Source organism: Xanthomonas sp. NCPPB 3959 (genome assembly GCF_056675575.1).
In genome coordinates this window covers 140,286-165,066 of record NZ_JBWWVR010000002.1, presented here as the reverse complement: position 1 = coordinate 165,066, position 24,781 = coordinate 140,286, and the positions used below count along the sequence as shown (strand labels likewise).

The following is a 24,781-nucleotide window of genomic DNA, read 5'->3' as shown; positions in this document are numbered from 1 at the left end:
AAAGAAAAACGCTCATGGCAAACGGCGCGCACGTGCGTGCAGGTGTTCGATCAGACGCTGACCATCGGCACTGGCAAACCAGTCTGCGTGGCCAAGCAGATAACGGTGATAGGCGATGTCGGCGTTGCCGGCCGAGCGGGTGATGCCGGCGAAGTATTCGATCTCGCTCAAGGCGAAATCGGCGTGCACGATCGGCAGCAAGGTGGCGAGCAGGCGCAGTTGCGCAGTGTCCAGCGGGCAGTGCTGGGCGTACCCGTCCAGCAGTGCGTCGAGTTGGTCCAGCTGCGGTTGCGCGCGCTGCCCGTTGTCCAGATTCAGCCACGGAATCAGATTGCGTTCGATCGTGGTGGCCAGATCGAATAAAGCAAAACTGCGATCGCACAGACCAAAGTCGAACACCGCGCTGACCTCGGTGTCCCCGTCCTGCGTGCGCCACAACAGGTTGGAGGCATGCCAGTCGCCATGCGTCCACAGCGGCGGCATCGCCCCCGGTGCCGACAACAACGGCCATGCCTGTGCGTGCCAGGGCAGTAGATGTGCGACCAGATCGCTGCGCCACGGCCGCTGTTGAAAATCGGCGGCCAGGCCAGGACGCGACAACAGTGCCTGTTCCAATGCCTGGATCGGGTCTGCCTGCGCAAACACGCTGAAGTTGGCGACCAGTACGCTGGTGTCGCGCGGCGGCGCGTCGAATCCCTGTGCTGCCAGATGCAGGCGTGCCAAGGCAGCACCGGCTGCAAACGCATGCTGGTCGCTGTGAAACGCGGTCCACGACAACGCATCGCGGTACAGATCGTCCCCGGCGCCGACGCGTTGCACTTCGTAGACCCAATCGCCTTGCGTCAATGCGGTGCGGCCCTGCGCATCGTGCAGCACCTCGACCACCGGCGCGCCGGCCCAGCGCAGATGCGCCATGAAGACGTGTTCCTCGCGCAGCGCAGCGACCGTGCGCACGCGGCAGTGGTGACGCTTGACGATCAGCGTGCCGGTTGCGGTGTCCACGCATGCAGCAGCGGAAAAGGGGCGCGCGCTGTGCCAGCGGATCACCTCGCCACCGGCATGGCCGGACAAACGCTGCAACACGCGATGGATCTCGTCGGCGGTCAGCATCGGCCAGTCCGGCAGCGCCAATTCCAGGCTCATGCCATGCACCTGATGCTCGGTGCTCATGGGCACACGCTCGGCAAGAGAGCGCTGACAGGAAGCGTCAGTGGTATAGACCAAAAGAGCGAAGCCGATGCACCAGACCCGGCGCGCACGCCAGCAACGACACAGACGGCGCTGCCAGGCCGTCGTTGCATCGCGCACGCCATCAGGCGGTCGCGACGCATGGATTGATAAGGCAGCGCAACACCGAAAGGTCGCTGGCCGTCATCTCATGGATCAGGTGTAGGGGGTACGCCGCAGGCGGCGCTACCGAAAACCGCCTGGCGGCATTCGGGCGCGCAGTATGCCTGCTCACGCAGGCGGCCGTCATGCCGGCCTTGCAGGAGCGGCGGCAGCGGCGGCAGCGACGACGGCGATGGAGATGGCAATGGCGCTGCGCGGCCTTGGCACGGGATAATTGCCGGATGACACCTGTCCAGATCGCCGCCGTTGTCGTTACCTATCAGAGCAGCAGCACCATCGATGCCTGCCTGTCGCGGTTGCGCGCGGCCGAGGGCATCAGCGAAATCCGGGTGGTCGACAACGCGTCCAGCGACGACACCCTGGAGGTCGTGCAGCGGCATGCGCTGGCCGATGCGCGGGTGCATTTCATCGCCAATCCCGACAACCCCGGCTTTGCGACCGCCTGCAATCAAGGCGCCCGCGACTCGCAGGCGCCCTGGCTGGTCTTCATCAACCCGGACCTGATGGTCGAACCCGACACCCTGGTGCAGCTGCGCGCACGCGCGGCCGGGCACCCGGCGGTGCTGTTGGGCGTGGAGCAGGTGGACGAACAGGGGCAGCCGGATACCGCAGTGCGCCGCCGCGATCCGGACTTTGCCGCGATGCTGCGTGCACCGCGCGCCGCCGCCCAGCTGGCGGTGCCGGCCGACCCGGCGCTGGCCTTGCAGCCCGTGGACGCCATTTCCGGGGCCTTGATGCTGATGCAACGCAGCCTGTTCGACCGACTCGACGGCTGGGATGGTGATTACCGCCTGCACGCCGAAGATCTGGACCTGTGCCGGCGCGCGCGCCAGGCCGGTGCGCTGGTCGCGGTGGCCAACGATCTGCAGGTGGTGCACGTGCGCGGCGTCTCCAGCCGGGCGCGGCCGTTCTTCGTCGAATGGCATAAGCACCGCGGGTTGTGGCGCTATTTCCGCAAGTTCGAGGCCGGTCAACGCGGGCTTGCGACCCGGCTCGGCGTCTGGCTTGCCATCTGGACCCACGCCGCCGCGCAGGTTCCGCGTTTGTTGCAAAAGAGATGAGTTCGCTAGTGTTAAATTTGTGATAAATCAGTGCTGGCGGCAGGCCGAAACTGTGATACGTTTCGCCTAGACGTGTGATCAACCCCTAGCTTCCTGTCCCTTCCGGGTCCCCCATCAGGAATCGTACAAATGTCTTTACAGAACGACCCGCGCTTGCGGGTACGTCAGTCGTGCCTCGCCTTGCCGCACTCCGGCTCGGCTGCTTTACAGCCGCGCCTCACTCGCAACCTCCGCCGTTTGCCGCTGGCATCTGCCTCGGCGCTTGCGCTGGGCTGTGCGCTGGCCGCGTTGCCAGGCACGGCGTTGGCCGGTGCCTGGACCCAGCCGCAGGGCGACACGCTGGTGATCGTCAAGGCGCTGCATAGCGATGGCCGTGGCTGGTTCGACGATAGCCATCACCGCACCACATTCGGTGACGGCCAACAATTCGATGGAAACGGGCGTAGCCGCCAGGACCAGCTGAATGTCTACGTCGAGCATGGGTTGACCGACAAGCTCAGCTTCATCGGCAATTTCTATTTCACCGACGTCGGTTTCAGCAACTACGGCGGAGATGGCCGTACGCGCACCAGCACGACCGGTTTTGCCGATCAGGAAATCGGCCTGCGCTACGCGCTGCCGAGCGCGCCGGACGATGTCTGGCGCAGTTCGGTGCAGGCGCTGGTCAGCATCCCGGCGTATGGCCGTAGTAAGACCTTTCACCCGAATAATCCCGACGCAAACTCCGATCCCGCGCTTGGCCTGGGCGACTATGGCCTGGAGCTGCGTTATAGCCGTGGGCGTGGTTACACGCTGGGCGGCCGCAACGGGTATGTCGATCTGGGCGGCGCGGTGCGCTTGCGCGGCAGTGCCGCTTCCGACGAAGTGCGGGTGGACGCGTCCACCGGCCTAAGCCTGACCACGAGCTGGTTGCTCCTCGGCGAAGTCAACGTGATCCAGGGTCTGGGCAACGGACGCAACAACTTTGACGTCCCCGGCTCTGCTGGGGGCGTCGGCTTCGTCGCCACTGGCACCAACTACGACCTCACCAAGCTGCAGCTGTCCACGCTGTACACCGCGCCCGGTGGCAGCCAGTGGCAGGTGGGGTACCAGCAGCCGGTGATGGGCCGCAACACCGCTGCTGCAGGCGGGCCATTCGTGGCCGCCTGGTGGCGGTTCTAAGGACACATGACAATGACGGTCACCTGCGAAATGGAAGCGCTGGGACGGGCACCGGACATCGGCCGCGAACGCGGTCTGTTGGGTCGCGCGCTGGTCACGGCAGGCGTCATCACCGACGAACAGCTGCGCTCGGCGCTGGCCTTGCAGCAACGCTGGAACTCGCGTCTGGGCGATGTGATCCTTGCCCAGCGCGGTGTGCCGGCGCAGCGGTTCTACGCCATCGTCGCCGCGCACTTCGGTCTTGAGTTCATCGACCTGGTGCAGCAGCCGCCGGATCCGGACCTGCTCACCCCCGGCGATCTGGAAAGCTACGCGCAGCGTCTGCTGTTGCCGTGGCGGCGCGAAGACGGCGTGCTGGTGCTGGCCGTGGCCGATCCCGACCCGGCGTTGTTTGCCTGGGCGCGCGCGCACTACGGCGAAGAGGTGCGGTTTGTCGGTACTGCCAAGTTCGACATCATCTGGAGCCTGCAGCGCTACGCCGACGAGCAGCTCACCGACAACGCACTGAACCTGCTCGCCGCGCATGCGCCGACCTATTCGGCACGCCAGGTGGTGACGCGCGGACAGAAGTTCACGCTATGGGCGATCGCTGCGGTGCTGGTGACGGCGCTGGTGCTGTTCCCGGTGCCGGCGTTGATCACGGTCAACGTGCTGGTGGCGCTCGGGTTCCTTGCGACGTTCGGACTGAAGCTGCTGCTGGTGTGGTTCGGCTCGCGCCACCGCATCGACATCAAGGTCACCGAGGACGAAGTGGCCGCGCTGCGCGACGACGACCTGCCGGTCTATACCGTGCTGGTGCCGATGTACAAGGAACCGGAAGTGCTGCCGATTCTGGCCAACGCGCTGCGCAAGCTGGATTATCCGATCAGCAAGCTCGACGTGAAGCTGGTGCTGGAAGCAGACGACTTCGACACCATCGATGCGGCCAAGAAACTCGGGCTGGAAGCGTTCTTCGAAATCATCCGGGTGCCGCCGTCGCAGCCCAAGACCAAACCCAAGGCCTGCAACTACGCGCTGCATTTTGCGCGTGGCGAGCTGCTCACCATCTACGATGCCGAAGACAAGCCCGAGCCGGATCAGCTCAAGCGTGTGGTGGCGGCATTCCGCAAGGCCGAAAAGGATGTGGTGTGCATCCAGGCGCGGCTGAACTACTACAACGCCGACGAGAACTGGCTGACGCGGATGTTCACGCTGGAGTACACGCTCTGGTTCGACTTCTACCTGCCGGCGCTGGAATATCTGCGCATCCCGATTCCGCTGGGCGGCACCTCCAATCACTTCCGTCTGGATGTGTTGCGCCAGGTGCGCGCATGGGATCCGTACAACGTCACCGAAGACGCCGATCTGGGCGTGCGGCTGATCCAGAACGGGTATCGCGTCAACGTGGTGAACTCCACCACGTTCGAAGAAGCCAACGTCAGCATTCCCAACTGGATCCGGCAGCGTTCGCGCTGGCTCAAGGGTTATATGCAGACCTGGCTGGTGCACATGCGCGACCCGGTGCATCTGTATCGCAGCACCGGTTTCAAGGGCTTCTGGGGTTTTCAGTTCTTCATCGGCGGCGGCTTCTTTACCGCGCTGGGCGTGCCGGTGTTGTGGGCCTTGTATCTGGTCTGGGCGGTCACCGGAACAAACGCGTTCGAGCGCTTCTTCCCGCCGTGGCTGGCCACCATCTCGCTGGTCAATCTGTTGTTGGCCAACGCGTTTTTCATCTACATCACGCTGGTGGCTGCGTTCAAGCGCGACTACTTCAAGCTGGCGCCTTACGCGCTGACGGTGCCGTTCTATTGGGCGTTGCAGTCGATCGCCGCTTACAAGGGTCTCTGGCAGCTGATCCACAATCCGTTCTATTGGGAGAAGACCACTCATGGCCTCAGCAAGCATTCGGAAAACGAGCGTCGCGCCGCACTCGACGAGTGAATCGGTCACACCGCGTCGCGACAGCGGGCTACCAGCGTTTCTGGTCGCCGTGGTGGCGTTGTCGCTGCTGAGCCAGCCGCTGTTGGTGCAGTCGGTGGGCACGGCCGCACCGGCAATGGCGCCGGGTGCAGGCTTGCCGGCGACCGGGTTGTTGTCGTGGGCGATCGATCTTGGGCTGCACAGCTGGAACCTGCCGTTCCAGGTGTGGCCGTTCGTGGCGGTGGCTGCCAATGCGCTGTTCCTGTCGCTGCTGTGGCGCGATCTGGCCGGCGTGTTCGGACGCGGCTGGGCCAGCGGGCTGACGCTACTGGTGGGTTGCAACCCGCTGTTCCTGCTGCCGATCGCCGCAGGTGGTAGCCAGGCGGTGGGCCTGCTCGCGTTCTATGGCTTGTGCCGCACCCTGCGGCGCTTGCAGACGCCGGTTGAGGCCTTCACTTACCTGCGTATCGCCGGTTGGTTGTGCATCCTGCTGTGCCTGGATCTGCAGACCCTGGCACTGTCGACGATGGTGGCGCCGTGGCTGCTGCTGGTGATGCCGCCGCAGATGCTGCGCAAGGCGCCGGGCTCGTTCTATCTGGTGTGCTATCTGCCGTTCGCGTTTCTGGTGGGCATGTGGGCCTACGTCAATCTGACCGTGTTCAACGCGCCGTGGCCGACGCTGTCCAGCATCGCGCAAGGTGCGCATCCACTGCCGTTGCCCTTGGCGGAGCATGCAGAAGGCTGGTTGCCGGCCGTGCGTTGGGGCGTGGCGGCGGCGGTGTGCTTCCCGGTCCTGGCGTTGCTGGCACGCAGCCGTAGTGGCGCGCTCACGCGCGGCGTGGTGGCCAGTGCCGGCACGGTGGTCTGTGCGGCGGCGTTGGCGTTCGCCTTCGGCTGGGCCGGCTTCGATGCCTTGTTGCTGCTGTGGGTGCCGGCGGCGTTGTTGTTGCGCGCGCTGCGTGCCGATCAGCGCAGCCAGGCGGCCGGCTTGTTGTTGCTTGGCCTGGTCGGTGCGGCGTGGGTGCAGCCGCAGGGCTGGGGTAGCTGGCTGCGTGCAGCGCCTGCCGATGCGCAGTCGCTGTTGCAGGGCGAGGCGCTGGTGATGGCCGCGCCGGTGTCGCTACCGGTGAGTCGCACAGTGGCGCCTGCAGCAGCGAATGCCGCTGTGGTGCAGCGGGCAGATGCCGCCATGGCGAGGGTCGATGCCACTGCGGCAACGCCTGTTGCTGCCGATGACGCGTCGTCCGGCGCTGCGACGGACACGGTCGTGCAGCCGGGCAAGCGCACGGCAACTCTGGGTGCAACGGAGTGCGCGCATCCTACGACACCGTTGACCAGCGAGGCCTCTGCCGCATGTTCAAACGCGTTCTAAGCAGCGTGTTGTTGGCCGGCGTGTGCATGCTGGCAACCGGATGCAACGCGGACGCATCGACGTGGATGGGCGCCAACGTCAAGGTGTCGGCCAATGCGCCGTGGGAGAGCGCGTCTGCGGCGCAGTCGCTGGATGCACTGGCCAAGACCGGTGCCAGCAAGGCGCTGCTGGTGGCGTTTGTGTGGCAGGCCAATCCGCAGTCGAACGACCCGGTACTCGGCAGCGACAGCAGTGTGGAAGCCATGCGCGCCGCATTGCGCCAAAGCCACCGCGCCGGGTTGCAAACCACGCTCAAGGTGCACGTGTGGATTCCCGGTCATTGGGCGGGCGATACCGAGCCCACCGATCAGGCGGCCTGGTTTGCCGCGTATCAGAACGCGCTGTTGCCGTTGGCCAGACTGGCCGAAGACGAACACGCCGAAGCGCTGGTGATCGGCACCGAACTGCGCAAGCTGCAGGACGCGCCGCAGTGGCCCGGCCTGGTGGCGGAAGTGCGCAAGGTCTATCGCGGCAAAGTGTTGTACGTGGCCGACGGCATGGAGCATGCCGAGAGCTTCCGCTACTGGGCGTTGTTCGATGCGGTGGGCACCAGCCTGTATCCACGGCTGTCCGAAGCGGCCGCCACGCGCACGGCAGAGATGAACGCCGCTGCGCAGCGCCTGCAGCAGCTGGGACAACGCGTGGGCAAACCGGTGTGGGTGGCCGAGTTGGGCCTGCGTTCTGCACGCGGCAGCCTGGCCGCGCCCTGGGAAAGCCCGGAACAACGCGCCGCCGCGGTCGATACGCGGCTGCAACTGCAGGTGTTACAGCAGTGGCGCAAGGTGCTGCAGGCGCATGGCGTGGAAGGCATCGCGCTGTGGTGCTGGTACACCGATCCCAAGGCCGGCGGGCCGGGCGATAGCGACTTCACCGTGCAGGGCAAGCCGGCGCAGCAGGTGCTGGCGCGCTGAGCGATTGCGCTTGGCATCGTCCAGGGACAGTGCCGAGCGCCATTGCCTAGGTATCGCCGAAGTAGATCGCCCAGCGCACTGCCGCTGCGCTGCCTTGCAGCGCGGCGGCGCCCAGGGCATCGAATTGGCTTGCACGCAGCGCGATCGCCGCTACGGGCATAATCCGGCGGCATGATCATCCACTCGCTGCTCGACACCGACCTGTATAAATTCACCATGATGCAGGCGGTGCTGCATCAACACCCGGCCGCGCAGGTCGACTACCGCTTCAAGTGCCGCACGCCCGGTGTGGATCTGGCGCAATTCATCGAGGAGATCTCACGCGAGATCGATGCGTTGTGCCGGTTGCGGCTACGCGAGGATGAAGTGGCCTACCTGCGCAGCCTGCGCTTCATCAAGCCGGATTTTGCCGACTTCCTGGCGCTGTTTCATCTGGATCGCAAGTATCTGCAGCTGTCGGCCTCGACCACCCATCCGGGCGAGATCGAGCTGACCATCCGTGGCCCGTGGCTGCACACCATCCTGTTCGAAGTGCCGTTGCTGGCGATCATCAACGAGGTGTGGTTCCGCAATACCTCCGAGCCGGATTTCGAGCAAGGCCGCAGCCGCCTGCGCGAGAAGGTGAGCAGCCTGCGCAGCATGCCCGCCGGCTGCAAGATCGCCGACTACGGTACCCGTCGCCGCTATTCGCAGCAGTGGCATGGCGAGTTGCTGCCGTTGCTGCGCGACGGCCTGGGCGAACAGTTCGTCGGCACCAGCAACGTCTATTTCGCCAAGCATTACGGCCTGACCCCGCTGGGCACGATGGCGCACGAGTATCTGCAGGCCTTCCAGGCGCTGGGGCCGCGGCTGCGCGATTCGCAGGTGGCGGCGCTGGAATCGTGGGCGCGCGAGTATCGTGGTGATCTGGGTATCGCGTTGTCCGATGTGGTCGGGCTGGATGCGTTTCTGCGCGATTTCGACCTGTATTTCTGCAAGTTATTCGACGGCATGCGGCATGATTCGGGCGACCCGTTCGACTGGGGCGAGCGGGTCATTGCGCACTTCCAGGCGCACCGCATCGACCCTGCGACCAAAGTGCTGGTGTTCAGCGATGGCCTCAACATCGACAAGGTGATGCGGCTGTACGCGCACTTCCATACCCGCTGCCGGCTGGCGTTCGGCGTGGGCACCAGCCTCACCAACGACCTGGGGCCGACGCCGCTGCAGATCGTGATCAAGATGGTCCGCTGCAATGGCCAGCCGGTGGCAAAGCTCAGCGATTCGCCCGGCAAGAGCATGTGCGACGATCCCGGCTACCTGCGCTATCTGCGCGATGTGTTCGGTCTGCCGCCGGTACCGGAATCAGCGTGATGCAGATAAACGAACGGCGCCTTTCGGCGCCGCTCGCATCACATGCAGTGACTCTTGCTGATTACGGACGCACCTTGGTGGCGCAGACGAACACCGACGCCTGTTGCACGCGGCTGATGGCGCCCTGGTTCTGCAATTCGCGCGCGTGCTCGTCCATGCAGGTCAGGTAACCGAGACGGTTGCCGGCGTTCTGGGTCTTGCACAGGCTGCTTTCGGCGGAGATGTTCGCGCCGGGAATCAACCCGCCGGTCTCCAGCGTCGGCACCAGCGTGTTGCAGCTACCGAGCTTGGCCAGCCCGCGGTTCAAGGTCCACCCGATATCGGCAAACATCGCCGGGGTCAGGTCGATGTTGAGCTGCGCCTGCACTTCCGGTGTGTCGAACGGTTCCATCAACGCGTTCGGCTGCAGATCGGTATCGAAGTGCGAGAACGTCGAACCGCCGGCCACCACGCTGGGTGCGTACAAGCGTGTACGGCCTTCGCTGTCGGTGCCCTGCAACAGCTCGGGATCTTCGTACAACGCCGCGACCACTGCGGTGCTGCTCTTCAGACGCGCACCATCGGCCTGCGACACCATGATCGCCGGGATGGTGATGTCGGTGATCGGCGGCGCGGCATTGCCCATCGTCTGCACGCCCGCCGCGTTGTTGGCGACGATCACGCCCACCGCGCCGTTGAGCTGGGCATTCTTGACCTTGATCGCGAACGCGCAGGTGCCACGGTCGATCAGCGCCACCTTGCCGGCCACAGCGGCCGCATTGGCGAACGGCGTCTCGCAGCCATCGCCGGCCGACGGTGCCGCCACGCCATCGTTGACCGTCACCACCGACTTGGCCGGGAAATTGGCCGCGCTGGCCAGCGGCCCGAAGCTGGCAAAGCCCACCTCGTACTTGCCGGCTGCGCTGGCCGGTGCGGTCACCCGCAGCAAGGTGCGCGGATCCAGGATCAACGCCGCCTCGCGGTTGACGCGCGTGCCGGCCCACACCGTACGACCCGGTGTGCGCATCGCTTCTGCACGCAGCGCGTTGGTCATGGTCGGGTCGTCGAACCGCTTGTTCTGCACGTTGTCGTAGGCTTGCGCGGTGTAGACGTCGGTCAGGCCGGTGCCCGAGCCGAGCACACCGGTGGTCTTGTTGAGGAAGCCCGCCGCTCCCAGGCCGTGGCCGATCTCATGCATCACCACGTTGAGGAAGTTGATCTGGCCTTCGGGCGTCTTGCCGTCCAGACCCAGGTACCAGCCCGAGCCGGCCAGGCAATCTTCCTTGCCCAGGTCGCCGTTGAATTGCGAAAACACGTCGGCCGGATCGTTCGGATCGGGCACCAGATCCTGCCCGGCGATCGCATCGCCCAACGCGGACGGATACAGCGTATTGGGCTTGGAACCGGGGAAATCGTTGACGATCCAGTTCGGGCCGGCCTGACCCAGCGTGCCGCCGGTGGCGGTACAGGTCAGCCGCGCGAACGAGGCATACACCTTGATCTCGACATTGCTCTGCAGCACTGCACCCCACAGGTCCATGGCGTACTGGTAGGCGATGCGGCGCTGTTCGCCCACCGAGCGCCCGGGATTGCCACCCAGTGGCGCTGCGGTGGTGGGATCGTTCAAGCCGACGCTGGTGCCGGCATCGCCATTGATCAGCGTGACGTTGGCGGCGCTTGCGTGCAGCGGCGCGATGGCGGCAGCCACGGCCAGAGACAACAGCAACAAGGGCTTATTCATGCGGCAGCGCTCCGTGCTCGGCGTGGGCGGGTTGGGTGTCGGCGTCGTCGCTGTGTTCGATGACGATGCGGCCATCGGCCTGACGGGTCGCGGCCAGCGAACTCATCTGCGTGGCCGGCAGTTTGCGCGCCACGGTGCCGTTGGGCAGGCGTCGCTCGGTTGCGCGCGCGGCGGCTTCGGTCTGCGGAACCGTGGTGCGGGCAGCACTGCTGCGGGCCGACGACGCAGCCTGCTGATCCAGCGCCGCGCTCTCGGCGTCGGTCAGCGGGCGCAGCTTGCCGGTGGCGAGGTCGATACCGACCTTGGAACTGCTGGTTGCGGCCTCCTGCGCGACGGCCAGGGCCGGCAGGCAGACAACACACAACACGCCGGACAGCATCCATCCGGGCTTGCGAAAGCTCATCATCGTTGGGGTTTCCTTGAGTCCAACAGGGGAAAAGGGATGCCGTGCAGACACCGGCATTCGGGGGATCCTTCCGTTTCAGTCTGTTCATGACTGAATCATGAATCCGTGACTTGTGTCAATCTTTTGACATGCAAGCCACTGAATGCGAAGCGGTGACCTGAAACAGTCAGTCAGTCGCTTGCCATGGGATATTTTTTGGATAACTCAGCAGCGGCCGGGCCCGGATTGGTCGGATTTTTGACGCGAACCGAGTGCTGGGCGGCTGGTGTGCGGCTGATGAACAGCAAGCCGGCTTTGGTCCGTGCAACGCCTCGCATCGACAACGCTGTCTCCTTCACTCCGGCAGCAGGCCAAGGCTCCGACAGCTGATTCCTTCTCCCATCGGGAGAAGGTGCCCCGAAGGGGCGGATGAGGGTACGAGCGAAGCCCGTCTCTGCCGGAGAAGGAAACCGAGCCGGGCAGCCAACTGAGATCAAAACGCGAAGTGCCAACGCAGCGGTATCCGATGTCCCAGCTGCGAATCCGCCAATCCCCAATCCCCAATCCCGAACCTCACCTACGCCTACCGAACAGGTCCTAAAATCCCGTCACGTTTTCCGGGAGCAGCTAGATGATTCGCGAGATTATCCGCATGGGCGACAAACGCCTGCTGCGCGTGGCGCCACCGGTCACCAACCTGGGCAGCGCCGAGTTGCACACCTTGGTGGCCGATATGTTCGAGACCATGGACGATGCGCGCGGTGTGGGTCTGGCCGCACCGCAGATCGCGGTGGATCTGCAATTGATGGTGTTCGGTTTCGAGGCCAGCGAGCGTTACCCCGAAGCGCCGACGGTGCCGCGCACCGCATTGGCGAATGCGCAGATCGAACCGCTGTCGGAGGAGATGGAAAACGGCTGGGAAGGCTGCCTGTCCATTCCCGGATTGCGCGCGGTGATTCCACGCTATCGCTTCATTCGCTATCGCGGCTTTGCGCCGGATGGCAGCCCGATCGAACGCGAGGCCGAAGGTTTCCACGCGCGCGTGGTGCAGCACGAATACGATCACCTGGTCGGCCGCCTGTATCCCTCGCGCATCGAAAACTTCGACACCTTTGGCTTCGAAGACGTGCTGTCTTACGAGCTGTGACGCAGCGACCAACGTGCGCTTCATCCTCGACGACGCGGTTCGTCGACGCGATACGCAACTGCACTCCGCACGTAAAAAGGGCGCCTTTCGGCGCCCTTAGTCTTACGAGTGGCTGACAAAACGTAGCGAGCAGTCGCCTGGCGGCGAGCGCAGCAGTTTTGTTGGCCGCTCTTGCTTACTTCAGCGCCTTGAAGCGCAGACGCTTGGGACCGGCGTCGTCGCCCATGCGGCGCTTCTTGTCTTCTTCGTACTCGCGGTAGTTGCCCTGGAAGAACTCCACATGCGAGTCGCCTTCGAAGGCGATGATGTGCGTGGCGATGCGATCCAGGAACCAGCGATCATGCGAAATCACGAAGGTGTTGCCGGGGAATTCCAGCAACGCATCTTCCAGCGCACGCAGGGTTTCGATGTCCAGGTCGTTGGACGGTTCGTCGAGCAGCAGCACGTTGCCGCCCTGCAACAGCGTCTTGGCCATGTGCAGACGACCGCGTTCACCACCGGACAACGAGCCGACCATCTTCTGCTGGTCCTGGCCCTTGAAGTTGAAGCGGCCGATGTAGGCGCGCGACTGGATCTCCACGCCGTTGATGTTGAGGATGTCCAGGCCGCCAGCGATTTCCTGGAACACGTTGTGGTTGCCTTCCAGCTTGTCGCGGCTCTGGTCCACGTAGGCCAGCTTCACGGTCGGCCCGAGCACGATCTCGCCCGAATCCGGGGTCTCCATGCCGGTGATCATCTTGAACAGGGTCGACTTACCGGCACCATTGGGGCCGATGATGCCGACGATCGCGCCACCGGGCACCAGGAAGCTCAGATTGTCGATCAGCAGGCGGTCGCCGAACTTCTTGGTGACGTTCTTGAACTCGAGCACCGCATTGCCCAGGCGCTCGCCCGGCGGAATGAAGATCTCGTTGGTCTCGTTGCGGCGCTGGTAATCCACCGACTGCAGTTCTTCCAGCCGGGCCAGACGCGCCTTGCCCTTGGTGCGCCCGCCCTTGGCGTTTTGCCGCGACCATTCCAGTTCCTTCTGGATCGCCTTCTGGCGTGACTTTTCCTGGTTGTCTTCCTGCTTGAGGCGCTCGTCCTTCTGGGTCAGCCAGTCGGTGTAGTTGCCCTTCCACGGGATGCCGCGGCCGCGGTCCAGTTCCAGGATCCACTCGGCGGCGTTGTCCAGGAAATAGCGATCATGCGTCACCGCCACCACGGTGCCGGTGTAGCGCGCCAGGAACTGTTCCAGCCATTCGACCGATTCGGCGTCCAGATGGTTGGTCGGTTCGTCGAGCAGCAGCATGTCCGGCTTCTGCAGCAGCAGGCGGCACAACGCCACGCGGCGCTTTTCGCCACCGGACAGTGGGCCGATCAGCGCTTCCCACGGCGGCAGACGCAGCGCGTCGGCGGCCACTTCCAACTGCTGTTCGACCATGTGCGCATCGCCGGCAGCCAGGATGGCTTCCAGGCGCTGCTGCTCGGCGGCCAGCTTGTCGAAGTCGGCGCCTTCTTCGGCGTAGGCTTCATAGATCTTGTCCAGCGCGGCCTGGGCCTGCAGCACTTCGCCGACGCCTTCTTCCACCGCCTGACGCACGGTGTGCTCGGGGTTGAGTTCGGGCTCCTGCGCCAGATAACCGACCTTGATGCCGGCCTGCGGGCGCGCTTCGCCGCTGAAATCGGTGTCCACGCCGGCCATGATCTTCAGCACGGTCGATTTACCCGAGCCGTTCAGGCCGAGCAGGCCGATCTTGGCGCCCGGGAAGAACGACAGCGAGATGTCCTTGATGATCTGGCGCTTCGGCGGCACCGTCTTGCTGACGCCGTTCATGGTGTAAATGTATTGCGACATGGGGACTCCGTGGACGCAGGCAGCCCGCCGGCCGAGGCCGGAGGCAGCGGAAAAGGGATTGCGCCGATTATACGGGCAAGTGCCTTGGCACGCGGGAGCAGGGTTGCGGCTAAACGGCAGCTTACTTGTCACCTGAATGGGCGTTTTCGTAACCGATTCCAGCAAGAAAGCGTTAAGGCGCCGGGCGCATTAATGCAGTTGCGACATCGCAAACAGGAGCTGTCATGAACCGCAAACGCATCGTTACCGTTGTGCTTTCCTCCATCCTGGCGCTTGGCTCCGTGGTACCGGCCGCATTCGCCGGAGACTGGGACCGCGACCACGATCGCCGCGGCCATGACCGCGACTGGCGTAATGATCGTCGCGACGACCATCGCAACGACCGTCGTGAGTGGCGGGACGACCGCCAGGCCGACCGCCGCGACTGGCGCCAGGATCGCCGCTACTACGGCAATGGCTACCGTGAGGGCTATCGCGACGCGCGTTACCGTGATCGCCACTACGACCGTGGCGGGTATGCCTACGTACCGGCGCCGGTCTACTACGGCCGTCCGGCCTATGTGCGTGGTCACCGCTATCAGGGTCCGATTTACGTGGTCAACGATTACGACCGCTACAACCTGCGCTACCCGCCGCGCGGCTATCGCTGGCAACGCGACAACACCGGCAACTTCCTGCTGGTGGCCATCGCAACCGGCGTGATCGCTGATCTGGTGCTCAACAACTAAGCGTTGGCGATCGGCGTGTTGGCGATCGGCTTGGTCCGGCCCGGCAAGCGGGCGGACCATCACACAAAGGCGCACTCCGGTGCGCCTTTGTCTTTTGAAGGCGCGGGCGCCATGGTGCGTGGGGCGTGCCAGCATCGCAATTGGTCACCTGTCCATGCGGGGGCTTACAATCTGCGCCCCTACTGGCAACAGCTGCCCCGGAGCTCTGCATGTTCTCGCGCGACGTCCGACTGGAAACCTACGACCCCGAACTGGCCAAGGCCATCGCCGACGAAGCCGGCCGCCAGGAGGATCACGTCGAGCTGATCGCCAGCGAAAACTATTGCAGCCCGCTGGTGATGGAAGCCCAGGGCAGCCAGCTGACCAACAAATACGCCGAAGGCTATCCGGGCAAGCGCTATTACGGTGGCTGCGAGTTCGTCGACATTGCCGAGCAGCTGGCGATCGAGCGTATCAAGCAGGTGTTTGGTGCCGACTACGCCAACGTGCAGCCGCACAGCGGCTCGCAGGCCAACCAGGCGGTGTATCTGGCGCTGCTGCAGCCCGGCGACACCATACTGGGCATGAGCCTTGCGCATGGCGGCCACCTGACCCACGGGGCAAAGGTTAATGTCTCCGGCAAGCTGTTCAACGCCGTGCAGTACGGCGTCAACGAGCAGGGCCTGATCGACTATGACGAAGTCCAGCGCCTGGCCACCGAACACAAGCCGAAGATGGTCGTGGCGGGTTTCTCGGCGTATTCGCAGAAGATCGATTGGGCGCGCTTCCGCGCCATCGCCGACAGTGTCGGTGCGTATCTGTTCGTGGACATGGCGCACGTGGCCGGCCTGGTCGCTGCCGGCGTGTATCCGAGCCCGATGGAGCATGCGCACGTGGTCACCTCGACCACCCACAAGACGCTGCGCGGCCCGCGCGGCGGCATCATCGTGGCCAAGGGCGCCAGCGAAGAACTGCAGAAGAAGCTGCAGTCGATCGTGTTCCCGGGCATCCAGGGCGGCCCGCTGATGCATGTCATCGCGGCCAAGGCGGTGGCGTTCAAGGAAGCGCTGGAACCTGCGTTCAAGACCTACCAGCAGCAGGTGGTGAAGAACGCCCAGGCCATGGCCAACACGCTGATCGCGCGCGGCTACAAGATTGTTTCCGGCGGCACCGAAAATCATCTGATGCTGGTCGACATGATCGGCCGCGACGTGTCGGGCAAGGACGCAGAAGCCGCGCTCGGCAAGGCCCACATCACCGTCAACAAGAACGCAGTGCCCAACGACCCGCGTTCGCCGTTTGTCACCTCGGGCCTGCGCCTGGGTACCCCGGCGATCACCACCCGCGGTTATCTGGAACAGGACAGCATTGATCTGGCCAACTGGATCGCCGACGTGCTCGACGCTCCCACCGACGAAGCGGTGCTGGCGAAGGTGCGCGACGCGGTGACCGCGCAGTGCAAGAAGTATCCGGTGTATGGCTGAGGTGCCGGGATTGGTGATTGGAGATTGGGGATGCGCGGCAAGCGCGTCCTTGCTCCTGCTGTTGCCAATCCCTAATCCCCACTTCCCACTCCCGGCGCCCTGATGCACTGCCCCTTTTGCCAGCACAACGACACCCGCGTGATCGATTCGCGCGTGTCCGAAGACGGCACGACGATTCGTCGCCGCCGCGAGTGCGAGGCGTGCGGTGAGCGTTTCAGCACGTTGGAGACGATCGAACTCAAGCTGCCCACCGTGGTCAAGAGCGACGGTGGGCGCGAGGCGTTCGATGCGCGCAAGTTGCGCACCAGTTTCGACCGCGCGCTGCAAAAGCGTCCGGTGTCCGAAGAACAGATCGAGGCGGCCGTGCGTGCGGTGGTGCATCAGCTGCGCATGTCCGGCGAGCGCGAAGTGGGCTCGCTGCGGGTGGGCGAATACGTGATGGTCGAGCTACGCAAGCTCGATCACGTGGGCTATGTGCGCTTTGCCTCGGTGTATCGCAGCTTCCAGGACGTGGCCGATTTCCGCGAGGAAATCGAAAAGCTCGAACGCGAGCTTCCGGTCGGCATCGAGCAGTTGCCGCTGCTGGAAGCGGCGTTGGAGCGTGCCGGCAAGCCCGGCAAGCGGTGAACGCATTACGCATCGCCTGTGTGGCCGACACGCCGGAGCATCTGCCGGCCATCGCGCAGGCGCATCTGCAGGCCTTCGGCAGTCTGTTGCCGGATTGGGATTTCGATGAGGCATTGCGCGAGTTGCGCAGCCACACCCGCGATGGCGTGATCCCGACGACGTGGGTGGCACTCGATCAGACGCAGTGGCTGGGCTCGGTGAGCCTGCTGGAGAACGACGACGCGCGTATCCGGCAGTGGTCGCCGTGGCTGGCATCGCTGTACGTGCAGCCGCAGGCGCGCGGGCAGGGCATCGGCGAAGCGCTGGTTGCGCATTGCGTGCAAGCCGCCGCGCAATTGGGCGTGAGTGCGTTGTACCTGTATTGCCAACCGGTGCTGGTGCCGTTTTATCAGCGGTTGGGCTGGCAGACGCATGCGGAATTACTGCTGGGGCCGATGCAGATCGTGGTGATGTGCATCGAACCGCAAACCGCACTGCAATGAGCGCAACGGCCGACGACCACCGCTGGATGGCGCAGGCACTGCGTTTGGCCGAGCGTGGTGCGTACACCACGCGCCCCAACCCGATGGTGGGCTGTGTGATCGTGCGCGATGGCGTGTGCGTGGGCGAAGGGTTTCATCAACGCGCTGGTGGCCCGCACGCGGAAGTGTTCGCGTTGCGCGCAGCCGGCGCGCTGGCGCGCGGTGCCACCGCCTATGTGACCTTGGAGCCGTGCGCGCATTACGGGCGCACGCCGCCGTGTGCATTGGCCCTGATAGAGGCCGGGGTGAGGCGTGTGGTCGCGGCGATGGCCGACCCGTTTCCGCAGGTCAATGGCGGCGGTTTTGCGTTGCTTCGCGAAGCCGGGATCGAGGTGCTTAGCGGTGTCATGCAAGCACAGGCACGCGTGCTCAATCAGGGGTTTCTGTCGCGGGTGGAACGTGGCCGGCCGTGGCTGCGGGTCAAGCTCGGCGCCAGCCTGGATGGGCGAACCGCACTGGCCAGCGGCGAGTCCAAATGGATCACCGGCGCGGACGCGCGTGCGGATGTGCAGCGGTGGCGTGCGCGCGCCGGTGCAATTTTTACCGGTACCGGCACGGTGCTGGCGGACGATCCATCCATGACCGTGCGGCTGGGCGACGACACGCCTTTCGTGCCGCCGCTACGCGTAGTGCTCGATGCCGGATTGCGGACGTTGGCGTGCGAGAACATTCGTCAAGGTGATGCACCGACGCTGTATGTGCATGGTGATGATGTGCTGCCGCCGTCGCTCGACGATGCACAGTTCGTTGCGATGCCGCTGCACGCGGGCCGCTTCGATCTGTCTGCCGTTTTGGCGTCGCTCGCCGAACGCGGGATCAACGAGGTGCATGTGGAAGCCGGCGCGACGCTGAGCGGTGCATTGCTGCACGCCGGCCTGGTCGACGAACTGCTGGTCTACATGGCGCCGGTTTTACTAGGCGATACCGCCAGACCGCTGCTCGCCGGACTCGGCATCGAAACGATGGCGCAGCGTCATCCCTTGCAACTGCTCGACGTGCGCCAGCTCGGTCAGGATCTACGATTGCGTTACGTGCCGCTTACCGCCGAGTGAGTGCTGCATAGCGCGCTCGATGTTTCGGGGCGGATCACCTTGCACGTGTCGCTTGATATGGTTTTTGGCTTGCGGGTGCAAGGCGTCGTGCAGGAGGTAGAAGCTCCGGGTTGCCGCAATGACTTCGGTTTGCCAGCGCGAAGTTTCTCGTTTCGTAAGAACGTTGCGCGGATCAGTTGTGGAGCGTTGATCTGCTACCTCGCTGCAGGGCCCTTGCCCGCCCACCATCGCGGGACACGCCGCAAATACGTCCATGTAGGCTCTTACGCGGCATCCATGCCGCGTAAGGTCCCGCGATGGTGGGCGGGCAAGGATCAGTCGAGATGGTCGGTGTGCATGGCTTTCAGCAAAGCAATCAGCAAACTGTCTGGTGCGGTGTCCTCGCCGATTGCGGGACCGTGTGGCGGCATGGATGCCGCCACCGAGCCTCCAGGGACGGATTCATGGCGTGTCCCGCGAGCGGCGAGGGCACCGCGCCCTCGACCGACCAGACGTTGATCTACCCGTTTACCGCCATCGATATAGCATTCAAGAAGCATCGTTAGCCGCTCTAAAGCATCAACACCGCTGCTGCTCTAATACGCCTGACGATGGATTTCTTTGTCCGTAATGCGTTCAATCGCACACATAAAAAAGGCCCCGCATGCGGGGCCTTAAGTGCATCTGCGACGTGTCGATCAGAAGCTTGCGCGCACGCCGACCCGGTACTGGTTGGCGTCGTCGATGAACTGCGCTTCGGCAACCAGGCCCCAGGTCGGGGTGAAGTTGACCTGGCCACCCAGGGTGCCGACGAATTCGCCTTGGTCGACGTCGTTGCCGTCGATGTAGCCAGCCTTGACCCAGGCTTCGGTACGCGGCGAGGGCTTGCCACGCAGGCCCAGGTTGGCGAAGCCCAGATTGGTGGAGTCGGACGCATCGTCGATCGAGCGGCCGCGCAGGCGCAGATCGGATTCGACCTTGCTGCGCATCACGCTGATGTCGGCGATGAACTCGACGCGCTCGGTCATTTCCTGGCGGTAGCCGATACCCACGGTGGCCTGCTCCAGAGTGCCTTCGATCTCGAAGCCGCCGCCGAGGTTGTAATCCTTGGTGGCACGCTGATAGCCGGCGAGCACGTACACCGGCTCGGCAATCTTCCAGGAGCCGCGGATGTAGCCGCCATCGATGTCGTCCGAATCGTCGTTGACGTTGATTTCGGTACGGTTCCAGCCGCCTTCGACGTAGCTGTAGCTCAGGCCTTCAGCAGACGCGGCAAACGGTGTGGCGGCCAGCAGGGCAGCCAGAATCAGGGTGTGACGCATTGGGTGTTCTCTCCGAATTGATGTCCGTGTCTCCGCCCCGTTGCGAGGTGGAAAGAGCGACGTCTCCCGTCGCGGGGCGCAATTTAACAGATCCTTCACAATCCTGGCTATGGGGGATTCCCTGACATGACGCAGTGTCCTGCCGGCCTTAACCAACGCTCAGCCATCGCGCCAAGGTGCCCTGTTAGACTGCGCTGGCCGGTTCGCCGGTACTCACGAACGTCTTCAGGGCGGGGTGCGATTCCCCACCGGCGGTAGGCATGCGCAAGCGTGCGAGCCCGCGAGCGCTTGCGCAGCGGAGTTACGCGAATCCAAGCGAAACTCTTGAAGCGCAAGGTCAGCAGATCCGGTGCGATGCCGGGGCCGACGGTATAGTCCGGATGAAAGAAGACGGCCAACGCGCAGCCTTGCGGCTGTGCGCGCGCCTGTTTGCCTTGTGGCGTTTTTCGCTCAACTTTTGCGAGAAACGACTATGTCCATGCATCACCTGTCGCGCTGCGCCGCGACTTTCCACCGCACTGCGTTAGCTCCGTTGTCACTGCAAACGGAGGCGCGCTGATGTTTACCGGAATCATTGAAGGCGTCGGCCATCTGGCTGCGCGTCAGCCGCAAGGCGGCGATGTGCGTTTCACCTTCGCCACCGGCAGCCTGCCGTTCGAAGCGGTGCAATTGGGCGAGAGCATCGCGGTCAACGGCGTGTGCCTGACCGTGATTGCGTTCGATGCCGGCAGCTTCCAGGCCGATGCCTCCACCGAAACTCTGTCGCTGACCACGCTGGGCGCGTTGCCGGAAGGCGCGTTGCTCAATCTGGAACGCGCGATGCGCCCGACCGACCGCCTCGGCGGGCATCTGGTCAGCGGACATGTGGATGGTCTGGGTCAAGTACAGTCGGTGCATGGCGATGCGCGTGCGCAGCGCTGGCGTTTTGCCGCGCCGGCAGCCGTGTTGCGCTATGTCGCCAAGAAGGGCTCGATCTGCGTCGATGGCGTCAGCCTCACCGTCAATGAAGTGGACGAAGACGGCTTTGAGGTCGCGTTGATTCCGCACACCGTGGCCAATACCGCGTTTGCACAGACCGCAGTCGGTGCGGCGGTGAATCTGGAAATCGATCTGGTGGCGCGTTATGTCGAACGCCTGCTCGGCACGCGGGGTGCGGCATGAACTTCGCGCCCGTTCCGGAATTGATCGAAGAACTGCGCGCCGGACGCATGGTGGTCATCGTCGATGACGAGGACCGCGAGAACGAAGGCGATCTGATCATGGCCGCCGAGCTGGTCAAGCCCTCAGACATCAATTTCATGGTGACCCATGCGCGTGGGCTGGTGTGTCTGTCGCTGACCCGTGAGCGTTGCGCGCAGCTTGGTCTGGCGCCGATGGTGCGCAACAACACCGCGCAGTTCCAGACCAACTTCACCGTCAGTATCGAGGCTGCCGAGGGCGTGACCACCGGCATTTCCGCCTACGACCGTGCACACACGGTGCGCACCGCGGTGCGTCCGGATGCCAAGCCGCAGGATCTGAGCCAGCCGGGTCACATTTTTCCGCTGATCTCGCAGCCCGGCGGCGTGCTGACCCGTGCCGGCCATACCGAAGCGGCCAGCGATCTGCCGATGCTGGCCGGGCTGGAACCGGCCGGTGTGCTGGTGGAAGTGCTCAACCCGGACGGCAGCATGGCGCGCCGCCCGCAACTGGAAGTGTTCGCGCGCGAGCACGGGCTGAAGATGGGCTCGATCGCCGATCTGATCGCCTACCGGCTGGCCAACGAGCACACCGTCGAGCGTGTGGACGAACGCGAGATCACCACCGAGTTCGGGCCGTTCAAGCTGGTGACCTACCGCGACCGCATCGCGCACGATCTGCACTTTGCACTGGTGCGAGGCAACGCCGATCCGCATACCCCGACACTGGTGCGCGTGCAGGTGGAAAACCCGCTGGCCGATCTGCTGCACTGGCAGCGCGATGATTTCGGCGTGGCGGCCACCGATGCGCTGCGTGCGATCGCCGCCGAAGGGCAGGGCGTGATGGTGGTGCTGTCGGCGCCGCGCGACAGCGAATCGTTGTTGGCGCGGCTGCGCCAGCAGCCCGAGGCCGCCACCAATGCCAAGGACGTCAGCCAGTGGCGTCGCAATGGCGCCGGTGCGCAGATCCTGGCCGAGCTGGGCCTGGGCAAGCTGCGCGTGCTGGGCACGCCGCGACGTCAGGTGGGGTTGGCCGGTTTCGGGCTGGAGGTGGTGGAGTATCTGGAATGCCATGCCGGCGAAGGCGTGCGTTCGGTACCGGCGGCCGCGCTGCCCTGAGTGTGGCTGACGGCAGGCAGTGAGCTGCCGTCAGGTGGGTGCGCACGCTACGCAGGAAACCGGGTTGTTCGAGCGCTTCCTGCTGTTTTCGAGCATCGACCGCGCCATCTGCCGGCTACGCCAGCCTTTGCTGCCCGCTTCCAACATCGCGTCTGGGGCACATGGCCGGGTCTGCTTCGGCGGGCCTGGCCTGCACGCGTCGGCCGGGCCAGGCCCCGGCAGCTGTTAAACTTCCCACCCCCTTGAGTTGCCGACCCGCATGACCCACTACGAAGGCGATCTCCGCCCCACCACCGCGCGCTTTGCGATCATCGCCAGCCGTTGGAATGCCCGCATCACCGACGCGCTGGTCACCGGCGCGCGCCAGAGCCTGGCCGGCAACGGCATCGGCGAGGACGCCATCGACGTGGTCCGCGTGCCGGGCGCCTGGGAAATTCCGATCGCGGCCAACCGTCTGGCGCAATCCGGCCAGCACGCGGCGATCATCGCGCTGGGCTGTGTGATCCGCGGCGACACCCGCCATTACGAACACGTGGCCGACCTGTGTGCAGAAGGCTTGATGAGCGTGCAGTTGCAGACCGGCGTGCCGGTGCTCAACGGCGTGCTCGCTGTCGAGCGCGTGGAGGATGCCGAGGCGCGTGCCGGCGGCAGCCATGGCAACAAGGGCGAAGAATGCGCACTTGCGGCGCTGGAACTGACCAATTTGATGGAGTTGTTGCCATGAGCAAGCCCGGTGGACATGCCCGCCACGTCCGTCGCGACGGCATCGACCCGGTGCTGCGTTCGCGCGCGCGCCGACGTGCCTTGCAGGCGGTGTATGCGTGGCAGATTTCCGGTGGGTTCGCCAAGCAGGTGATCTCCCAGTTCGCGCATGAGCAGGCGCACGAAGTGGCCGATCTGGCGTATTTCGAAAGCCTGGTCGAGGGCGTGCTGACCAACCGTGCCGAGCTGGACACCGCGCTGACCCCGTATCTGGATCGTGGCGTGGAAGAGGTCGACGCCATCGAGCGCGCGGTGCTGCGGCTGGCTGCCTACGAATTGCTGTATCGGCAGGACGTGCCGTACCGCGTGGTGATCAACGAAGCGATCGAAACCGCTAAGCGCTTCGGATCCGAGCATGGCCACACTTACGTCAACGGCGTGCTGGATCGCGCGTCGGTGGAGTGGCGCAAGGTGGAGTCGGGCGCGAGCGGCGCCTGAGACGCCCCGGGATTCGGCAGTTGGGATTCGGGATTGGCCGTCATGCCGGTCTCACCCGTTTGCGCCGTAACGAATCTCCAATGCCCAATGTCCACTCCCGGCCCTTCAAATGCCTGAATTCGATCTGATTGCGCGCTTGCGCGCTCGCATCGCCGCGCGTGCCGATGTGCCGTTGGGCATCGGCGACGATGCGGCGCTGCTGCAGCCGCCGCCAGGCGAGCAACTGGCGATCACCGCCGATACGCTCAACGCGGGTGTGCATTTTCCGCACGAGACGCGCGCCGAGGATCTGGGCTGGAAGACGCTGGCGGTCAATCTCTCCGATCTGGCAGCGATGGGTGCACAACCGCGCTGGTGCACCTTGTCGCTGTCGTTGCCGCACGACGATGCCGAATGGGTCGACGCGTTTGCCGATGGATTCTTTGCGCTGGCCGATGCGCATGCCATCGCCTTGGTCGGTGGCGACACCACGCGCGGGCCGTTGTCGTGTGCGGTCACCGCGATCGGCAGTGTGCCGCCGGGCGCGGCGTTGCGCCGCGATGGCGCGCGCGTGGGCGACGATGTGTGGGTGACCGGTGCGCCGGGCGAAGCCGCCGCCGCGTTGTCGCTGTGGCAAGCCGGGGAATTGGATGTGACCCGTGTGGCTACAGACCCGTTGCACGAGCAGTGGCGCAGCCGCCTGCTGCGCCCGCAGCCGCGCGTGCAGGCCGGGCTGCGCTTGCGTGGGCTTGCGCATGCCTGTGTGGATATCTCCGACGGCTTGCTGGCCGATCTGGGACATCTGTGCGAACGCAGCGGCGTGGGCGCGCAGCTGGCGCTGGCGGCATTGCCGGCGATGCCACGCAGTGCCGGGATCAGCGCGCTGCACTGCATCGGCTGGCAACTCGGCGGCGGCGACGACTACGAGCTGTGCTTCACCGCCGCCGTGCAACACCGCGACGCGGTGGTGCAGGCGATGGACTTCGCCGGAGTCGCGGTCACGCGCATCGGCCAGATCGTCGCCACGCCGGGCGTGGTGGTCCACGACGCCGACGGCAAGCCGTGGCAGCCGCCGCAACGCGGATATCAGCACTTCGTGGGCTGAGCTGTTCGCGCAAGAGGCGTTGCGCGGGCGTGCTGCATCGCAGCCAAAGTCTGCGGGTCGGGATCAGCCAGACGATAAGCGCACGCTGTTTCCACTTGCGGGCCGGCCCGTAAGTACGGCGCGCACGCGCCACGGGTCAGGCTGCAGCAAAACAAGCACGCAGCGATGCCGCCCACTCTTCTGGTCCAATTTGCCGCCTGCCCAATCCCCAATCCCGAATCCCGAATCCCGGCCCTTGAGCCATACCGTACCGTCTGGTACGTTCGCGACGTT

22 protein-coding genes, 1 pseudogene and 1 riboswitch are annotated in these 24,781 nt (G+C 64.8%); of the genes and pseudogenes, 18 read left to right on the top strand and 5 right to left on the bottom strand.

The annotated features are described in order from the left end of the window. Window positions 1–12 precede the first annotated feature (12 nt). A complete protein-coding gene (locus AC1KVG_RS03740; RefSeq protein WP_481093542.1) occupies window positions 13–1,170 on the bottom strand; it encodes a phosphotransferase enzyme family protein in 1,158 nt (385 codons plus the stop codon). Between the two features lie 401 nt (window positions 1,171–1,571). Between AC1KVG_RS03740 and AC1KVG_RS03735 the strand changes: the two genes are divergently transcribed. The 6 genes from AC1KVG_RS03735 (at window position 1,572) to pncB (ending at window position 9,146) form a co-directional block, all read left to right on the top strand. Further along, a complete protein-coding gene (locus AC1KVG_RS03735) occupies window positions 1,572–2,411 on the top strand; it encodes a glycosyltransferase family 2 protein (RefSeq protein WP_481093541.1) in 840 nt (279 codons plus the stop codon). Window positions 2,412–2,540: 129 nt separating this feature from the next. Further along, window positions 2,541–3,572 carry a hypothetical protein gene (locus AC1KVG_RS03730; protein ID WP_481093540.1) on the top strand — a complete coding sequence of 344 codons (1,032 nt, stop codon included), beginning with the start codon at window positions 2,541–2,543 and terminating at the stop codon, window positions 3,570–3,572. A 12-nt stretch (window positions 3,573–3,584) separates the two neighbouring features. Then, window positions 3,585–5,492 (top strand): glycosyltransferase family 2 protein, encoded by a 1,908-nt coding sequence (locus AC1KVG_RS03725; protein ID WP_233381197.1) that lies wholly within the window; start codon window positions 3,585–3,587, stop codon window positions 5,490–5,492. 49 nt (window positions 5,493–5,541) lie between these two features. Continuing rightward, window positions 5,542–6,843 (top strand): hypothetical protein, encoded by a 1,302-nt coding sequence (locus tag AC1KVG_RS03720; protein WP_481093624.1) that lies wholly within the window; start codon window positions 5,542–5,544, stop codon window positions 6,841–6,843. Beyond that, a complete protein-coding gene (locus tag AC1KVG_RS03715) occupies window positions 6,825–7,793 on the top strand; it encodes a glycoside hydrolase family 113 (protein WP_115039760.1) in 969 nt (322 codons plus the stop codon). Before AC1KVG_RS03720 ends, AC1KVG_RS03715 begins: the two co-directional genes overlap by 19 nt. Window positions 7,794–7,964: 171 nt before the next feature. Then, window positions 7,965–9,146 (top strand): nicotinate phosphoribosyltransferase, encoded by a 1,182-nt coding sequence (gene pncB / locus AC1KVG_RS03710; protein WP_006452555.1) that lies wholly within the window; start codon window positions 7,965–7,967, stop codon window positions 9,144–9,146. A gap of 61 nt (window positions 9,147–9,207) precedes the next feature. On the opposite strand, the gene AC1KVG_RS03705 is transcribed toward pncB, so the two are convergent. Together AC1KVG_RS03705 and AC1KVG_RS03700 are read right to left on the bottom strand one after the other, a co-directional pair. Then, window positions 9,208–10,866, bottom strand: a complete 1,659-nt coding sequence (locus AC1KVG_RS03705) for a PA domain-containing protein (RefSeq protein WP_183086891.1) — start codon at window positions 10,864–10,866, stop codon at window positions 9,208–9,210. Then, on the bottom strand, window positions 10,859–11,272 hold the full coding sequence (locus tag AC1KVG_RS03700) for a post-PEP-CTERM-1 domain-containing protein (RefSeq protein WP_481093539.1): 414 nt from the start codon (window positions 11,270–11,272) through the stop codon (window positions 10,859–10,861). Before AC1KVG_RS03700 ends, AC1KVG_RS03705 begins: the two co-directional genes overlap by 8 nt. 610 nt (window positions 11,273–11,882) lie before the next feature. Between AC1KVG_RS03700 and def the strand changes: the two genes are divergently transcribed. Further along, window positions 11,883–12,398 (top strand): peptide deformylase, encoded by a 516-nt coding sequence (gene def / locus AC1KVG_RS03695; RefSeq protein WP_180314169.1) that lies wholly within the window; start codon window positions 11,883–11,885, stop codon window positions 12,396–12,398. Window positions 12,399–12,573: 175 nt separating this feature from the next. Here def and ettA read toward each other — a convergent pair whose 3' ends face one another. Next, entirely contained in the window at window positions 12,574–14,235 is a 1,662-nt protein-coding gene (gene ettA, locus AC1KVG_RS03690) for an energy-dependent translational throttle protein EttA (protein ID WP_006452559.1), read from the bottom strand. Between the two features lie 224 nt (window positions 14,236–14,459). Between ettA and AC1KVG_RS03685 the strand changes: the two genes are divergently transcribed. From AC1KVG_RS03685 to AC1KVG_RS03660, 6 genes and pseudogenes are all read left to right on the top strand, one after another. Continuing rightward, window positions 14,460–14,963 (top strand): RcnB family protein, encoded by a 504-nt coding sequence (locus tag AC1KVG_RS03685; RefSeq protein WP_168957105.1) that lies wholly within the window; start codon window positions 14,460–14,462, stop codon window positions 14,961–14,963. Window positions 14,964–15,172: 209 nt separating this feature from the next. Continuing rightward, a complete protein-coding gene (gene glyA / locus AC1KVG_RS03680; protein WP_205392435.1) occupies window positions 15,173–16,426 on the top strand; it encodes a serine hydroxymethyltransferase in 1,254 nt (417 codons plus the stop codon). A 102-nt stretch (window positions 16,427–16,528) separates the two neighbouring features. Next, window positions 16,529–17,053 carry a transcriptional regulator NrdR gene (nrdR, locus tag AC1KVG_RS03675; protein WP_006453216.1) on the top strand — a complete coding sequence of 175 codons (525 nt, stop codon included), beginning with the start codon at window positions 16,529–16,531 and terminating at the stop codon, window positions 17,051–17,053. Continuing rightward, entirely contained in the window at window positions 17,050–17,535 is a 486-nt protein-coding gene (locus AC1KVG_RS03670) for a GNAT family N-acetyltransferase (RefSeq protein ID WP_481093538.1), read from the top strand. The genes nrdR and AC1KVG_RS03670 overlap by 4 nt, the downstream gene beginning before the upstream one ends. Continuing rightward, window positions 17,532–18,626, top strand: coding sequence for a bifunctional diaminohydroxyphosphoribosylaminopyrimidine deaminase/5-amino-6-(5-phosphoribosylamino)uracil reductase RibD (gene ribD, locus AC1KVG_RS03665; RefSeq protein ID WP_481093537.1), 1,095 nt, complete (start codon window positions 17,532–17,534; stop codon window positions 18,624–18,626). Before AC1KVG_RS03670 ends, ribD begins: the two co-directional genes overlap by 4 nt. 287 nt (window positions 18,627–18,913) lie before the next feature. Beyond that, a pseudogene (locus AC1KVG_RS03660) lies at window positions 18,914–19,110 on the top strand (hypothetical protein); the annotation flags it as partial. 193 nt (window positions 19,111–19,303) lie between these two features. Here AC1KVG_RS03660 and AC1KVG_RS03655 read toward each other — a convergent pair. After that, complete coding sequence (locus AC1KVG_RS03655; protein WP_481093536.1) at window positions 19,304–19,927, bottom strand: hypothetical protein; 624 nt, start codon at window positions 19,925–19,927, stop codon at window positions 19,304–19,306. 217 nt (window positions 19,928–20,144) lie between these two features. Next, window positions 20,145–20,323, top strand: a riboswitch (FMN riboswitch). 162 nt (window positions 20,324–20,485) lie between these two features. On the opposite strand from AC1KVG_RS03655, the gene AC1KVG_RS03650 reads away from it, so the two are divergent. From AC1KVG_RS03650 to thiL, 5 genes are all read left to right on the top strand, one after another. Continuing rightward, window positions 20,486–21,088, top strand: a complete 603-nt coding sequence (locus tag AC1KVG_RS03650; protein ID WP_023902701.1) for a riboflavin synthase — start codon at window positions 20,486–20,488, stop codon at window positions 21,086–21,088. Continuing rightward, entirely contained in the window at window positions 21,085–22,224 is a 1,140-nt protein-coding gene (gene ribB, locus AC1KVG_RS03645; RefSeq protein WP_006452211.1) for a 3,4-dihydroxy-2-butanone-4-phosphate synthase, read from the top strand. The genes AC1KVG_RS03650 and ribB overlap by 4 nt, the downstream gene beginning before the upstream one ends. A 259-nt stretch (window positions 22,225–22,483) precedes the next feature. Continuing rightward, window positions 22,484–22,948, top strand: a complete 465-nt coding sequence (gene ribH / locus AC1KVG_RS03640; RefSeq protein ID WP_006452210.1) for a 6,7-dimethyl-8-ribityllumazine synthase — start codon at window positions 22,484–22,486, stop codon at window positions 22,946–22,948. Continuing rightward, on the top strand, window positions 22,945–23,424 hold the full coding sequence (gene nusB, locus AC1KVG_RS03635) for a transcription antitermination factor NusB (RefSeq protein ID WP_023902704.1): 480 nt from the start codon (window positions 22,945–22,947) through the stop codon (window positions 23,422–23,424). The genes ribH and nusB overlap by 4 nt, the downstream gene beginning before the upstream one ends. Window positions 23,425–23,533: 109 nt before the next feature. After that, complete coding sequence (thiL, locus tag AC1KVG_RS03630) at window positions 23,534–24,508, top strand: thiamine-phosphate kinase (protein WP_481093535.1); 975 nt, start codon at window positions 23,534–23,536, stop codon at window positions 24,506–24,508. Window positions 24,509–24,781 lie beyond the last annotated feature (273 nt).